Raw genomic sequence first — 14618 nt, 5'->3', positions numbered from 1 at the left:
GTCAGCGATGTCTCCGCGACGGGGAAAACGAACGGTCGTCCTCGCCGTGGTGACTGCACTCGTCGCCCTCGCCGGCTGTCAGGCCCCCGTGATCGGTCCCGACGGAACCGGGACCGGAAACCCGGACGTATCGCCGTCGGACAGTCACGCCGACACTGCCGAACCAGAGCCCACAGAGACACACACAGCCGATACCGACCGAACGAAGCCGACAGACTCCGCGTCACCGACATCGACGCCTGCCGAAACGACAGAATCTCCACCGCCGAACGAGACTGACGGGAACAACTCCATCGCCGTTGCGGGTGGGAACCTGTCGCTGTCCGCCGATCGTATTTTCGCTGACGTCCGGGACGTCATGGCTGGCGACGTAACCGCGCCCGAACAGGTGACCGTCCTCGAAAACGAGAGCGAGCTTGCGGACGTCCTCGGCGGCGGTACCGCCGGAGTCCCCCGATTCTACGAGCTTCTGGGTCTCGAGCCGGGCGAGGGACTGAACGGGACTGCGTTCGAGCGCATGGAGAACGGCCTCACGTTCAACAGCGGGTTCATCTACATTCTGAAGAGTCCGGACGGCGATCCGGGAAGTACCGAGTGGGTCCTCGCCCACGAGTTCGGCCACTACATCAACCTCAGATTGGACCGCGTCACGACCCTCCAGTCGAAGCTTGGCCGGACTACCGACGAGCGCTACGTCGTGCGGGCGGTCCGTGAGGGAGCGACGATTCTAACGACGGACGCCTACCTCTCCCGGCACGGCAACCGAACCGAGCCGACGGCCCCGCTGTACGACCGGCTCCTTGCGGCAGTGTCGCCCGGTGAGATCGACCGATACGGCTTCAGCCAGTACGCCTTTGGCTACCGATACGTGGCTGACCGAATCGACGATCCTGCCGACCTCGATACTGTCTTCGAGAACCCACCACGGACGAGCGAGCAGGTCATCCACGGATACGCGCCGGATGCGGAACCACCCGCGGAGCTGAACGTTACCGTCAATGCGAGCGGAGCCTGGCGGTCCGGCGGCTCCGATCGGCTCGGCGAGGCGTTCGTCCGGTACGCTCTGGAGAACGGCGTCGCTCCAGATCGGGCGGCTGAAGCGGCCGCCGGCTGGGGAGTCGATCGATTGTATTATCTCCGGCCGACGTCAGGGGGTGATTCGAGTTACGCCTGGACGTTCCGATGGGACGACGCGGCGAACGCGACGGAGTTCGAGCGGGCGCTCCGGAACTTCCTCGACGAACGTGGCGACCGACTGGAGAAGGGCTGGTCGCTCGGAAACGCCACGGCGACCCTCCACAGTCCAACCGACCGAATAACCGTGCTCCTGTTGGGCAACGAAAGCCTTGTCGACAACACGGCCGTCACGTCTCCGGACGCCGGACAAATACGGATCGAATTGCCGAAGGCGGACGACTGAGAAGCCCGAGCCCCGGATGTCAATCCGCTGTTTCGAGAGCCGACAGACTCCGATAACCTAAAACGCGCCGGACCGGTTCCCACAGATATGCACTATCACGAGGCCGCAAACTTTCTCTTCGATCTGCGGCGGTTTGCCCCCAGACCGGGGACTGACGCCACTCGCGAGTTACTTGCGGCACTGGACGATCCACACGAGTCGATCTCGGCCGTCCAGATCGCCGGGTCGAACGGCAAAGGCTCGACCGCACGGATGCTCGAAGCCGTCCTCAGAGAGGCGGGCCTCGACGTGGGGCTGTACACCTCGCCGCATCTCGACGACGTTCGCGAGCGCGTCCGGGTGAATGGCCGGAAGATTCCGAAAGCGGCGCTCGTCGAATTCATCGAGGAAGTCGAGCCCTACGCCACCGACCGGGCCGCAGCCGGCGACTCGCCGACGTTCTTCGAGACGCTGACCGCGCTGGCGTGCTGGGAGTTCGACCGCCAGAACGTCGACGTCGCCATCCTCGAAGTGGGGATCGGGGGACGCTACGACGCCACGAGCGTCGTCGACCCGATCGCGAGCGCCGTCACGAGCGTCACGCTCGAACACACCGACCTCCTGGGCGATACCGTCGACGAGATCGCCCGGGACAAGGCTGCCGTCGCCCCCACGGACGCGCCGCTCGTGACGGCCGCGACCGGCGACGCGCTGGCTGCCATCCACGACGAAGTCGAGGACGTCATTCGTATAGGGAGCCCGGACGAGGACGCCGACCTGACGGTCGAGCACGGGGGACGCGACGGGATCGAGAGTCCGATCACGCTGTCGGGGCAAGAATGGCACGTCGAGACGCGACTCCCACTGCTGGGCGAGCATCAGGCACGCAACGCCGGTGTCGCGGCCGCCCTCGCACGACAGGTCGCCGACGTGGCTGACGAAACACTGGCTACCGGCCTGCGTCGCGCCCACTGGCCGGGCCGGTTCGAGGTGCTCGATCGCGAGCCCTTAGTCGTCCTCGACGGCGCTCACAATCCCGGCGGCTGCGAACGTGTCGCCGAGACGCTCGACACCTTCGAGTACGACGAGTTGTACCTGGTCGTCGGCGCGATGTGCGACAAGGACCACCACGGCATCGCGGACGCGCTTCCGGCTCCCGATCACGTCACCGCCACCCACCCGGACGTCGACCGCGCCGAGGACGAGCAGGTGGTCGCCCACGCTTTCGAATCCGAGACGGAAGCGGACGTCCGGACGCGCTCGGATGTCGCGGGCGCGCTCGCAGATACGCTCGACGCAGCCGGGCCGGACGACGCCGTGCTCGTCTCGGGATCGCTCTATGCCGTCCGGGAGGCCCGGACGCGCTGGACGCGACCGAACGTCCCCAAGCGCGTCGAATCGATCCCCGACGCCGAGGCGGTCCTCGAAGGTGCCCACGTCACCGAGGCCGGCACCTGGCGGATGCGTGGCAAGGGCGTCCATCGCGTGCTCAAGACCCGCGTCCAGCCACGGCAAGCCCAGTATCTCAAAGAGGAGCTGCTCTCGCTCGGCGGGGAGTGTGCGGTCTCCGGCCTCGGGGACCAGGATCGCGAGCACGTCGACGCCGTCATGATGGGCACGCTCGCGCAGTTCAAGCGCCTCGCCGGGAAGCTCGACGGCCAGCCCTACGGCCTCTCGCCCTTTGCCGACGAGATCAGAGAATCCCTCGAGATCGGCGTCGCGCCGGACGAGCGCGGCTACCCCTGGGAGGATGGCACCGCGGTCATGGGCATCCTGAACGTCACGCCCGACAGCTTCCACGACGGCGGCGAGCACAACGCCGTCGACGAGGCGATCGAGCGCGCCGAGGAGATGATCGCGGCGGGCGTCGACATCGTCGACGTCGGCGGCGAGAGCACCCGCCCCGGAGCCGACCCAGTCCCAGTCGAGGAGGAACGCGATCGGGTCGTTCCAGTGATCGAGCGCCTCGCAAGCGAGGACATGACTATCTCGATCGACACCCGGAAGGTCGACGTCGCCGAGGCCGCCCTGGCGGCCGGCGCGGACATCCTCAACGACGTCACCGGGCTCGACGACCCGGCGATGGCTCACCTCGCCGCCGAACACGACGTCCCGATCGTCGTGATGCACTCCATCGACACGCCGGTCGATCCAGACCACGAGGTCCACTACGACGACGTGGTCGAGGACGTCATCGAGGAGTTGACCGAGCGTGTCCTGCTCGCCGAGAAGGCCGGTCTGGATCGCTCTCAGATCCTCGTCGATCCCGGCCTGGGCTTCGGGAAGACCGACGCCGAGAACTTCGAAGTTCTCGATCGCCTCGGAGAGTTCGAAGCGCTCGGCTGTCCGCTGCTGGTCGGCCACTCGCACAAGTCGATGTTCGAGATGATCGATCGAGGCCCGGATGAGCGTTACGAGCCCACGGTGGCGGCGACGGCACTCGCCGCGGAGCGCGGTGCGGACGTGATCCGGGTGCACGACGTGGCGGCGAACGTCGCAGCGGTCGACATCGTGGAGGCAGCGGACGATCCCGGATCGTTTGAGGATTGATCCGGTGAGATATCTGTGAAGGGAAACGTATCGAAATCCCTACATTATTTTCTCACCCAGACAGTCGATGAATCGGCGGGTACAGAGCCTCGCGTACCACTCGGCTACCTCAGCAATAAGTGAGTTTGAGGATGGTGTCAAATTTGTCCACTCTCAAGCCGAGCTTCCGGTCAGGACTGTGAAATCACGCCACAACCTCACTAAATTCTATATTTCCCTCATATATCGTAATATGAAGGCCATTTGCTTCATCCGAGGGGGTGTTCCATTCATACTGGTCTTCGTGGCCGTCCTCAATGGACACCCGAATTTGATGTAGCCCTTCGCTGTTGATTGGATTTTCGTATGCGTGATTGCCATCTTTCGGTATCGTGATGGTATTGTTTAGGATCTCCCGGTTGTCGGAAAGTCGAGTAACCACCGTGGTAATTGTACTTTCCTGATTCCGGTAGTTGTAAATCGCTAAGTCAGGTACATCGTTATTCTCAAACCCGAGACAACCCGAAAAGGCTACCGCTGCTACTCCTGATAAATGGAGGTACTCTCTTCGTGAAAGGGGACCTACCATATTGATTCAAAATCTGCCTTCGGTAAATACTTTGTCTGGCTGTGACGATTCGGCCAGGGAAGTCTGAGCAACCACCTGTACAAGATATGCGGCCTGAAACAAACGGCTCGATCGTTCTCCAAGCGATATCGGACCTATAGCAACCGTAACCGACGTCAGAACAACCCGTGAGACTCCTGCACTCGGCGATAAAGGTCGAGATACGACTCCAGGATCGCGTCGTTGTCGTAGGATTCGAAGGCGTCGTCGATCGTCCGTCGCTCGATGTCGCCGGCCGAGACGATCGCATCGGCGAGTTCCTGAGGATCGGTCACGTGGAAACTCCGCGGATGGTTCTCGATCAACTCGTGGGCGCTCGATTCGGCCTGGTACTCGACGATGCCGACGCACCCTGCCGCGAGCGCCCAGAGCAACTCGCGGGCGAAGTGTTCGCGATAGGCGGTCTGGACGAAGGTGTGGGCACCGCGGTAGATCGCGACGCGCTCGGCACGGGAACACTCGCCGGCGAAGGTGATCCGGTCGTCGATCCGGAGGTCCGCAGCCTGGCGTTCGTAGTCGGCTCGCAGCGGGCCGTCACCGATGATGGTCGCGCTCCAGTCCCGATTGCGCAATTCCGCCAGCGCGAGCAACAGGCTCTCGACGTTGGCCGAGTCGTCGAGTCGGTGGGCGAAGGCGACGTCGGTCTCCTCGGCAGGTACCGTCTCGGAAACCAGCGAGAAGTCGATCGCGTCCGGGATCACTGTCGTTCGTTCGTCCGGGATTCCCTGCTCCCGGACGCGGGTCCTGACGAGTTCCGACGGCGTGATCACCGTCGTTGCCTCACGGAACGCCTGCCTGAGAGGACGAGACTCCGAGAGCCCCTCGTCACCATAATAGTCGATCACCAGCGGTGCACGCGCGAGCGTCCCACCCGCGCTTGCGGCGAACACCCCTGCCAGTGGATACAGGCGAGCGTGAATGACGTCCGGGCGATATCGCGCGAGCAAGACGGGGAGACGCGCACCGAAGGAGGCGCGAGCGGGCGCGACGGTCACCGCGCGGTAGGTGACGCCGTCTACCTCCCGGCGATCGGCCGGGTCGTCCCACCAGGCCGCACAGAAGACGGTCACGTCGTGGCCGCGGTCGGCGAGGCTGCCTGCGAGACGTTCCAGCCGACGGTTCCCATCCGTGTCCCGATGACGGACCGTCCGCATCGAGACAAAGGCGACCCGCATACCCGCGATGAGTACGCGGGGTGTCAAAAAGGCCCCGTCTTCACCGGCGGGTCAGATGACGCCAGTGACTTCGGCCGCCTCGCGGGCAGCGGGTTCGCTCATCCCGTTGCCGAGGATCGTATATCGGTCGCGGATCTCGTGAGCGGTGGTCAACGCCTCGATCACGGTCGCCGCGTCGATGCCGAGTTCGGCTGCCGTCGTTGGCGCACCGATCGCCGCCAGCGCGTCACGGATGTCCCGCCACTCGCCGTGCTCGCCGCTGTGGAGGTACTCGATCATGATCGAGCCGACGCCGACCTGGTGTCCGTGCAGCGCCGCGTCCGGAACCAGTCGATCGAGCTGGTGGGAGAAGAGGTGCTCGGCACCCGATGCCGGCCGGGAGCTGCCGGCGATCGACATGGCGACCCCGGAGGAGACCAGCGCCTTGACGACGATCCAGGCCGACTCCTCGAGACCCTGCTTGATCGAGCCGGCGTGCTCGACCAGGAGTTCGGCGGTCATCCGAGAGAGTGCGCCGCCGTACTCCGAGTAGGTGACGTCCTGCAGTCGACGCGCGAGCTCCCAGTCCTTGACGGCAGTGTAATTCGAGATGATGTCGGCACACCCGGCCGTGGTGAGTCGCCAGGGTGCGTCGGCGATGATCCCCGTGTCAGCGACGACGGCGACCGGCGGGTTTGCGGCGACGCTATGACGCGTGGTCCCCTCGGGGACCGACGCGCGCCCGCTGACGATGCCGTCGTGGCTGGCGGCCGTCGGAACCGAGACGAAGCCCACGCCCAGTTCGTCGGCGGCCATCTTCGTGAGGTCGATCGGTTTGCCCCCGCCGACGCCGATCAGGTAATCCGCGTCGGCGTCCTCTGCGGCGTCGATCACGCGCTGGACGGCCGCGAAACTCGCCTCGTCGACGAGGACCTCCGCCGGTTCGTGGCCGCGGTTTGCGAACTGCTCGCGAACGGCGTTGCCGGCCACTTCGCGCGGAATCTCGCCGGTCACGATCAGCGGTCTGCCCGTAAGGTGGAGTTCCTCGACAGCCTCGACAGTCCGATCGAGGACATCGTGTCCGACGAGGACGTTCCGGGGCAATCGGATCCACGTCGACTTCTCGAACATATCACCACCCTCGCCGGCAGGACTGATAATCTTTTGCGGTCGGTCTTCATGCCGGTACCGCCCGGAGATTGAACGTCGCCCCCGCAGGACTCCCCCGGACTACCGCGTGGTAAACACTGCATTTGTGGCCGGACTGTGAGCCCACACAATCCTTTTGTCCGAACCGGTCGAGTGTTCGCATATGGACTGGCCGCATGATCCCGACGGCGACGCGGGAAGCGAGGGGCGACGCAAGTACGGACAGGCGATCATCGCAAAGAAACTCGACGCCGAGGACTTTCCCGTCTCGACCGACGCGTTCCTCGAAACCTACGGCGACCACCCTGTTCGGATCGATCACGAACAGGTCGTCAGTGTGGCCGACATCTTCGAACACGTCGAGGCCGCCGAGTTCGAGGACTTCCCCGCGTTCCACACGGCCGTCGGCGAGGCGATGCGCGAGGCCGACTACTGGCCCCTTGAACGTGAGCACGCCTGACTTGGGAAGGGAGTTGATTCGCGCCGGTCAGTACCCTTCTGTAACCTCGCACGGCCCGCTAAACATCGAATTGTAGATCGCGAAATCCAGCCCGAACAGGACCCCGCTTCCGAAAGATCGGTGGCGTTGTATGGGTGGTAACCTCTGACATATGGTCTCTCTTGACTTAAACGTGGCGCAGGTATCTTTTAGAGTCAACGTAGCAAAGTGATGGGTATGAATGGGTCGAACAGTGTGCGGGAGGTGATGACGAGAGAATACGTCGGCGTCAGCGAGTCCGATGGGGCAATAGAGACCGGGCGCTTGCTACAACAGGAACGCACCGACGGTGCTGTCGTACTGCGGGGGAACGATCCCGTCGGAACAGTGTCTACCGGGGACGTACTTGAGCAGCTACTGGAGACGGAAGATCCGGAGTCTGCCACGGTTCGGGACGCGATGGACGCGACGGTCCCGCGTATCGACATCGACGATCACATCGAATCGGCCGCCGATCAGTTGCTTTCGAGTTCCGTCTCATTGCTGATCGCCACCGACGAAAGTGATGACGTCGCCGGGGTCATCACCAAAGACGACCTGGTACGCGCCGTTGCACTCAGTCGAGATGCAGAGCCCAACAACGGCAATCTCGAACCCGCAAGAACCGAAGGGACTGCCGAAACGGATGCCGGCTACTCCAATCAGGGAATCTGTGAACGATGCGGGGCGCTGACCAGCGACCTCGTGTCGTTTAACGGACAGCTACTCTGTAATGACTGCCGAGATGTCTAAAGCGCGAAGGGCTTTACTCCATGCGGTGGTAAGTCGAGTACACGTGCCTCAGTCCCCGCCCGAGTGTACCCACAGGGGTGCGATGACCGCGCGGCGAACCCGGGCACGTGATATTTCGACGGCTTCGCCGTCATGACGCTCGGCGATCCCTGACGGGATCTCCCGCCTCGACGGCTTCGCCGTCTCGGCATCCGGGGACACCGAACGGTGTCCCCCGCGCTCCCGGCTACCGCCGGTCGCGCATTCGGAGATCCCTGGCGGGATCTCCCGCCCGGCACGAGGGTTTCCCGGCCAACCCGGCACGCCGCCAGGGATGAGGCCGGTCGTTAGTGTTCCGGGCGTACATTACGACCTTTTACTGCGCGAGCGACTGCGTCGCTCGCTTGCAAAAGCTCGACCAAAATGTTTCGAACTCTCTTTGGTCCCGTATCCGACGTTTTCGACGGCTCCAGTAGTGAAATGCCTTAATCCGCATTGGGTATGTCCGTAACAACTCGATACACACTCTTTCCAATCAACAGTACGTTTTTGCGGGAGTAGTTCACACTATTAGATATGGCTGAGAGAGACACCCGGCGGGTCGCCCGCGATCTCATGAGTGAACCTCATATCCACGGGAGACGAATCAGCGTCCGTCAGGTGTACGGCCTCGTCGAAGAACGCAGTGAAGCTCCCGAAGCGATTGCGGATCGGTACGATCTCGATGTGGCCGACATCTATCACGCGCTGGCGTACTATCACGACCACCCGCGAGAAATGCGTACCGTAGAGCAGGAACGTGACGACGCCATGGAAGACTTCCGCGAGTCGATCGTCCGACCCGAGGGTGTTGACCCGGACACTGCCTGAGATGACTGGGTGGCAGTTCCTCCTCGACGAGAATATCGATCCAAAGACAGCAACGTATCTGGAAAAGGAAGGGATTCACGCCGAGCACGTCCGCGATGCCCTTTGGCAGGGTGCTGACGACGAGGAAGATATTCTCCCGTACGCACGGGACAACCAACTGATTATTGTGACGAGTGATGTGAAAGACTTCGGTGGGTTACCGCCAGGGGCTCACGCTAGTATCGTTTTGCTCTACGACGATACGATGCCTGCGTATCTGGTTGCGGCTGGTCTTATTTCGATGGTCGATACGTATCCGAACCGAGATGTGTTCGGCGGCCACGAAGAACTCGATCCATGGATCTGACCGATTGTATTGATATTGTGGGAACGAGTCACTCAGACGCCCTAATACACTTTTAGCGACCCTACTAGTAGAAACTCAGCCGGTAGTGTTCCGGGCGTACACTACGACTGTTTGCAGCGTTCGCTGCGTTGTACGGGCGACCCGCGAGTCGCCCGTACAGCCCGCGGGACGCGCCGCGTCCCGCGCTGCTCACTTGCAAAAGCTCGACCAAAAGCCTGCGTCAGGGCTTCGCCTCTTGCTGGCCTCGCTTCTTGAGAGTGAACCGGAGACCGACTGGTCAAGAGACGGCTCCATCATCGAACGAAGACCACTGCCCTATCCACCAAGCTTGCCAGTGGCAAGCTTGGTCGTATGGGCAGCCTGTGGATGCCGGGATGCACGCCGATTTCACTTCCGTCCTATGGGTTAAATTTATATATAAGTTGAGACGAGGAAACGGAGCGGTTCCGCGTGAATCGAAAACGATGTCATGGCGGGAGCTGGGTTCATGGGACAGTGTGCGCGACGAGATCGAGACATCGCCCACAGAATTACCGCAAAAATGTCTTGCTGTGTCCCACAGGCAAGGAACACGCTCAGCGCTTGACCAGTGCGTAGAGGATCGATGCCATGCCGAGAAGCTGACTAGCTTGCATAATTCCCGCAAGGTACAGCTTGTTGATCGGGAGTTGGAATTCCAAGACAACCGTAAGAACATACAGCAGGATCTCTGCCGTCCCGGGAAACGCGATTACGAGAACGAACCCGATCGCAAGGAACAGCATCTGGCGGCTTTTGTTCCGTCGATAGCCACGGAACGCGACGTACGCTATGGCAATACCGATCACGACTGTGGTAACGCTTGCGGCAAGCAGTAACAACTCCACCAAGCCGGACGGCGTCGTTGCACTTTGCAGTGGAACTTCGCCAGTCTGACGGGGGGGATAAGTGGGGATCACGGTCACATTTCCTCCACCAGTCGCGTAAAGCGGTCGGCGATCGGTTCTCGACGGTCGACGGTGACCTCGTACGATCCATCCTGTAGCCGCACCGAAACTTCCGAGAGAGTCGCAACATACATCTGTTCGTGATGACCTCCGTCAGTATCGGGCCGAGTGCTGGCCTCGATCAGATCCAGTTCGGTGAGATCCTCGATCCGGCGATAGATCGTCGGCCCTGAAACCGAACACTGTTCCTGTAGCTCCTTTGCGGTCATGGGCCGCGTACTCGTCGCCGCGAGGATCCCGCGTGCACAGTCGTCCTCGAGGAGGGATGCGACGTCCTCCAGTACCTCCTCGTCGGTCACACTCCCGGCTACTCCGGATCATTACTTAAATCAATATCATTTGAACGCACCTTTCATCATGCGATGGACTTCAACCGGTGAAGTCCGGGGTGTCCCTATATGACCATGTCCGGTGTATCGCCGGTCGCTATGACAGCCATCGAAACGAACGGATTACGAAAGCGCTATGGAGACGATATTCTCGCCCTCGACGGAATCGATCTCCGCATCGAGGAAGGCGAGATATTCGGCTTCCTCGGACCCAACGGGGCAGGGAAGTCCACCACGATCAACATCCTGCTGGACTTCGTCCGGCCGACGAACGGATCCGCGACAGTGCTTGGCATGGATGCACAGGACCAATCCCAGGAGATCCGTCGCCGGACGGGTGTCCTTCCGGAAGGATATCAGATTTACGAGCGGTTGACCGGACGATATCACATCGAGTTCGTCGCCGAATCGAAAGGTGTCGATATCAATCCCGACGAGATACTCTCACGAGTCGGCCTGGCCGACGCCGCCGATCGAAAGGCCGGCGGCTACTCCAAAGGGATGCAACAGCGCCTGACACTCGGGATGGCACTGGTCGGTGATCCAGACCTGCTCATTCTCGACGAACCGTCGACGGGGCTCGATCCATCAGGCGTTCGAGACGTGCGTGAGATCGTCCACGAGGAGGCGGATCGTGGGACAACGGTGTTTTTCTCCAGTCACATTCTGAGCCAGGTCGAAGCCGTCTGTGATCGCGTCGGCATTCTCCGGCAGGGAGAACTGGTCGCCGTCGACACTGTCGACGGTTTGCGCGATTCGGTCGGTGCCGAGACGACGCTCCGGGTGACCGTCCAGGGCCTGACCGACGATGCACGGGAAGCAGTCCGCGCGCTTGAAGGCGTCTCAGACCTCCAAGTCGAGGGAGAAACCTTGATCGCGTCGGTTTCAGACGGTGCGAAGACGTCGGTTATCACCACTCTCGAATCCGAGGGCGTCAGCGTCGCGGACTTCTCGACGGAGGAAGCCGACCTCGAACAGTTGTTCATGTCCTACACGGGAGGTGAGACGGCATGAGCTGGCAAGTCGTCGCCCGCAAGGACTTCCATGACGCGATCCGATCGCGGATGTTCTGGGCGCTTGCAGCAATCTTCGGCGTCTTCTCCGTCGCCGTTGCCGGTTTCTTCGGCTACTACACGGACGGGATGATGGAGACGTTACCCATGCTAGAGGACGTGGGCCTGGGACTGGTCGTGTTTGTCTCCTCTCCTGTTTCGCTGTTTGTCACGCTCGTCGGTGTGATCATTTGTCATAAGTCGATCATCGGCGAGCGAGAGAGCGGCAGCCTACGGATCCTGTTGTCGCTACCGCACACTCGCGGCGATGTCGTGTTCGGCAAGATCGTGGGCCGAAGCGGTGTATTGCTCATCCCGGCCATTGCGTCGCTGATACTCGGTGTCGCGGTTGGCGGCGTCATGACCGGGACGGCACCGGTCGTTCCGGCCGCCGTGTTGATCCTCGGCATGATCTTGTTGAGCGTGACATACGTAAGCCTCATCGTTGGGATGTCAGCTGTGGCCGATTCCGCGGGAGTCGCAACGGCCGTCGCCGTTGGATATTTCATTGTCTTCGAACTCACGTGGGGCCTGATATTCTCTCTGATCCAACAGATCGTCCTGGAGGGCAGTCCTGAATGGATGTATATCGTGCTGCGACTCCCGCCGAGCAACGCATTTAGTGAGCTTCTCAACGTGGCCCTCGCCACGCTGACTGACTATCCGTCGGAAATGGTGGGGGCAAACAGTATCGACACGTTCTATGGGACGCCCGTGACGGCACTGCTCATCCTGTTGTTCTGGCTCGTCGTCCCGGCAGCCATCGGCTACTGGCAGTTCTCGCGGGCGGACCTCTGATCGGCCGGGAGTGTTCGAATACGCTCAATTTGCGGTCACGCCCGGACCACCGATTCGTCGACTGGCTCGCGGTCCAGTTCCCGAAGGATCAGGTCGACGATTTCGGGCACCCGTTCGGCGACCGTCTCGCTCAATTCGACGGATAGCTCGATGCGTGCAGGCTCGACGCCGATCACCAGGATCTCCGCGGGCAATTCGTATGCGTTCCGGCCGGCTGAGAGGCCCTCACAGAAGGAAACATCGTGCATCGAAATCGGCGGGGCTTGGCCGTCGAAACTTCCGTCTGTGAGCTCATAACGATAGATCGAGCCCGGTTCGCCATCGGCGCTGATAGCGTCGACCACGATCGCCCGCTCACAGCCGCTCATCGCTTCAAGGGCGAGCATGCCAGTCGTGCCAGCGTCAGACAGGCGAACTCCATCAGTCAGTTCGTCGGCGCGGTCCTGTAGTGCGCGGATCACTCGCCCGCCGACACCGTCATCGCCCATGATCGCGTTACCGACGCCGACGACCGCCACGTCCGACTCGTCCTCATCGAACAACGTCATCGGTCGTCCGTGATTTTGCCACCAGATTCGTTCGTCGCGTCCGATTTCGCGGATTTATCCATCACGTCGGTGTCCTCAGACGTGTTGGTTGTCTCCTTGCCGACGGCCCCCGGCGTAGCCGGTTCGAGGACTGTCTCGTACTCGCCGGTCGGCGTCTGAAGGTGGACGGAGCAGGCCAGACACGGGTCCATCGATCGGATCGTCCGCATCACGTCCAGGGGCGTCTCCACGTCCTCGACCTCCATGCCGACCAGCGCCGATTCGAGCGGCCCTGGGGTATCGTCGCTATCGCGAGGCCCCATGTTCCACAGCGTCGGCGTGACGATCTGGTACTGATTGATCTGTCCGTTCCGGACATCGGCCCAGTGTGAGAGTGCGCCCCGGGAGGCTTCGAACAGACTGACGCCCTGCCCGTCAAAGTCGTCGTCCCACTCGGCTGTGAAGGGGTCGCCGGGCTCGATCGCATCAAGCAGTCCCAGAACGTTGTCCCGAACGAGCAGGATCTCCTGGGTACGGGCGATAAGACGGTTGAGCGTATTACTCGCCGCGCTCGCCCCGCCCAACTCCGCCCGCAAGTCGAAGGGATCGATATCCGAGATCACGAGCCGTGCCAGGGGACCGACTTCCATGGGCTGGCCCTCGTAGCGCGGTGCTTTTCCCCACGAATAGGCCCCGTCCTTCCCGGGGGCGGGTTCGGGCGGTTTGGCCGAAGCGGGACGGCCAGCCGAATCATCGGTGTACCACGAGTGGGCCGTACTTTCGGTGATCGCGTCGAGGATCTCCGCTTTGGTCTGTGGTTCGATCGACCCGTCGCGGTAGATCCCGCGCTTGAAGAGGAACTCTTCACGTTCGGGGAGGCGGAACACGCCGTTTGAATAGTACCGACGGGGACCGACGCCGTACTCCGCCGCACCTTCCTCGGCGGCAGCATACAACAGCCCGACGAGGTCATGGAGTCCAGCACCGACCGATGGCTCGAACTCCCCGTTTCGGACGTTCTCGATCACCTCGGGGACAGCGTCAGTCGGGCCGATCCACTCGCTGACCGACGCGACGTGGTCTTTGACCGACTGAATGGTCGAGGCGTCGGGATTGGCGGACATCCCCCCCGGTACGTAGGTCAGCGAATTCGGAACGCGACCGCCGAACTCGGCGAAAGCCTGCATCAGCGTGCGCTGGTGGTCCATCGCTTCCAGATAGCCCTCGCCTTCCATGGGATCGAGGCGCGTCAGGCCAGTTCCTGCGACGGCATCGCTGTAGTCCGGCCCGGCCAGCGCGTAGAGATGGATCGTATGGTTCCACAAGTAGAAGATCCCCTCCATCGCATCCCGGAGGAGATGGGCGTTCCGCGGGACGCCGTCGAAGACGCCGGCCGCCATCGCGGCGTCTTCAACCGCCCGCGAGGAGGTCAGTCTGTGACAGGTAAAACAGACACCACAGACCTTTCCCGTGATATCCGGGACAGCTGACGGGGGGCGTTCGAGCGTGACCGACTCGATGCCACGGAACATTTCCATGTGGCTCTTTGCGTCCTGTACGACGCCGTCCTCGACATCGAGTGTCGTCGCGTGATGGCCCTCGATACGCGTCGTCGGATTGATCGTTATCTCCGGCATATGA

At 62.1% G+C, this 14618-nt stretch carries 15 protein-coding genes; 8 read left to right on the top strand and 7 right to left on the bottom strand.

Going from position 1 to position 14618, the window contains the following annotated elements; all coding sequences use genetic code 11:
- Positions 1-7 precede the first annotated feature (7 nt).
- Together HBNXHr_RS04950 and folP are read left to right on the top strand one after the other, a co-directional pair.
- Entirely contained in the window at positions 8-1420 is a 1413-nt protein-coding gene (locus tag HBNXHr_RS04950) for a hypothetical protein (protein WP_275883384.1), read from the top strand.
- 87 nt (positions 1421-1507) lie between these two features.
- Entirely contained in the window at positions 1508-3949 is a 2442-nt protein-coding gene (folP, locus tag HBNXHr_RS04945) for a dihydropteroate synthase (RefSeq protein WP_275883383.1), read from the top strand.
- Positions 3950-4133: 184 nt separating this feature from the next.
- Here folP and HBNXHr_RS04940 read toward each other — a convergent pair whose 3' ends face one another.
- The 3 genes from HBNXHr_RS04940 to HBNXHr_RS04930 form a co-directional block, all read right to left on the bottom strand.
- Positions 4134-4517, bottom strand: coding sequence for a hypothetical protein (locus HBNXHr_RS04940; RefSeq protein WP_275740021.1), 384 nt, complete (start codon positions 4515-4517; stop codon positions 4134-4136).
- A 155-nt stretch (positions 4518-4672) separates the two neighbouring features.
- Positions 4673-5731 (bottom strand): glycosyltransferase family 4 protein, encoded by a 1059-nt coding sequence (locus HBNXHr_RS04935; RefSeq protein WP_275883382.1) that lies wholly within the window; start codon positions 5729-5731, stop codon positions 4673-4675.
- Between the two features lie 51 nt (positions 5732-5782).
- A complete protein-coding gene (locus HBNXHr_RS04930) occupies positions 5783-6841 on the bottom strand; it encodes an NAD(P)-dependent glycerol-1-phosphate dehydrogenase (protein WP_275740017.1) in 1059 nt (352 codons plus the stop codon).
- A 181-nt stretch (positions 6842-7022) separates the two neighbouring features.
- Here HBNXHr_RS04930 and HBNXHr_RS04925 point away from each other — a divergent pair, with 181 nt between their 5' ends.
- From HBNXHr_RS04925 to HBNXHr_RS04910, 4 genes are all read left to right on the top strand, one after another.
- Positions 7023-7319 (top strand): DUF5785 family protein, encoded by a 297-nt coding sequence (locus HBNXHr_RS04925; RefSeq protein ID WP_275740015.1) that lies wholly within the window; start codon positions 7023-7025, stop codon positions 7317-7319.
- Positions 7320-7535: 216 nt separating this feature from the next.
- Positions 7536-8090 carry a CBS domain-containing protein gene (locus HBNXHr_RS04920; protein ID WP_275740013.1) on the top strand — a complete coding sequence of 185 codons (555 nt, stop codon included), beginning with the start codon at positions 7536-7538 and terminating at the stop codon, positions 8088-8090.
- Positions 8091-8645: 555 nt separating this feature from the next.
- Entirely contained in the window at positions 8646-8939 is a 294-nt protein-coding gene (locus HBNXHr_RS04915) for a DUF433 domain-containing protein (RefSeq protein WP_275883381.1), read from the top strand.
- Positions 8920-9285: a DUF5615 family PIN-like protein gene (locus tag HBNXHr_RS04910; protein ID WP_275883380.1), complete on the top strand. Its 366-nt coding sequence runs from the start codon at positions 8920-8922 to the stop codon at positions 9283-9285. Before HBNXHr_RS04915 ends, HBNXHr_RS04910 begins: the two co-directional genes overlap by 20 nt.
- Before the next feature lie 575 nt (positions 9286-9860).
- Here HBNXHr_RS04910 and HBNXHr_RS04905 read toward each other — a convergent pair.
- Together HBNXHr_RS04905 and HBNXHr_RS04900 are read right to left on the bottom strand one after the other, a co-directional pair.
- Positions 9861-10229, bottom strand: a complete 369-nt coding sequence (locus tag HBNXHr_RS04905) for a hypothetical protein (protein WP_275883379.1) — start codon at positions 10227-10229, stop codon at positions 9861-9863.
- Positions 10226-10570, bottom strand: a complete 345-nt coding sequence (locus tag HBNXHr_RS04900) for a helix-turn-helix domain-containing protein (protein WP_275883378.1) — start codon at positions 10568-10570, stop codon at positions 10226-10228. The genes HBNXHr_RS04905 and HBNXHr_RS04900 overlap by 4 nt, the downstream gene beginning before the upstream one ends.
- Positions 10571-10699: 129 nt before the next feature.
- Between HBNXHr_RS04900 and HBNXHr_RS04895 the strand changes: the two genes are divergently transcribed.
- A complete protein-coding gene (locus tag HBNXHr_RS04895; RefSeq protein ID WP_275883377.1) occupies positions 10700-11614 on the top strand; it encodes an ABC transporter ATP-binding protein in 915 nt (304 codons plus the stop codon).
- Positions 11611-12450, top strand: a complete 840-nt coding sequence (locus HBNXHr_RS04890) for an ABC transporter permease subunit (RefSeq protein ID WP_275883376.1) — start codon at positions 11611-11613, stop codon at positions 12448-12450. The genes HBNXHr_RS04895 and HBNXHr_RS04890 overlap by 4 nt, the downstream gene beginning before the upstream one ends.
- Positions 12451-12485: 35 nt before the next feature.
- Here the strand turns inward: HBNXHr_RS04890 and HBNXHr_RS04885 are convergent, their stop codons facing one another.
- Positions 12486-12998, bottom strand: a complete 513-nt coding sequence (locus tag HBNXHr_RS04885; protein ID WP_275883375.1) for a hydrogenase maturation protease — start codon at positions 12996-12998, stop codon at positions 12486-12488.
- The gene (locus HBNXHr_RS04880; protein WP_275883374.1) at positions 12995-14614 is read right to left on the bottom strand and encodes a nickel-dependent hydrogenase large subunit; all 1620 of its coding nucleotides are present in this window, start codon (positions 14612-14614) and stop codon (positions 12995-12997) included. The genes HBNXHr_RS04885 and HBNXHr_RS04880 overlap by 4 nt, the downstream gene beginning before the upstream one ends.
- Positions 14615-14618 lie beyond the last annotated feature (4 nt).

Source organism: Halorhabdus sp. BNX81, from assembly GCF_029229925.1.
GTDB lineage: Archaea > Halobacteriota > Halobacteria > Halobacteriales > Haloarculaceae > Halorhabdus.
This window is presented reverse-complemented; position numbering and strand designations above follow the sequence as displayed.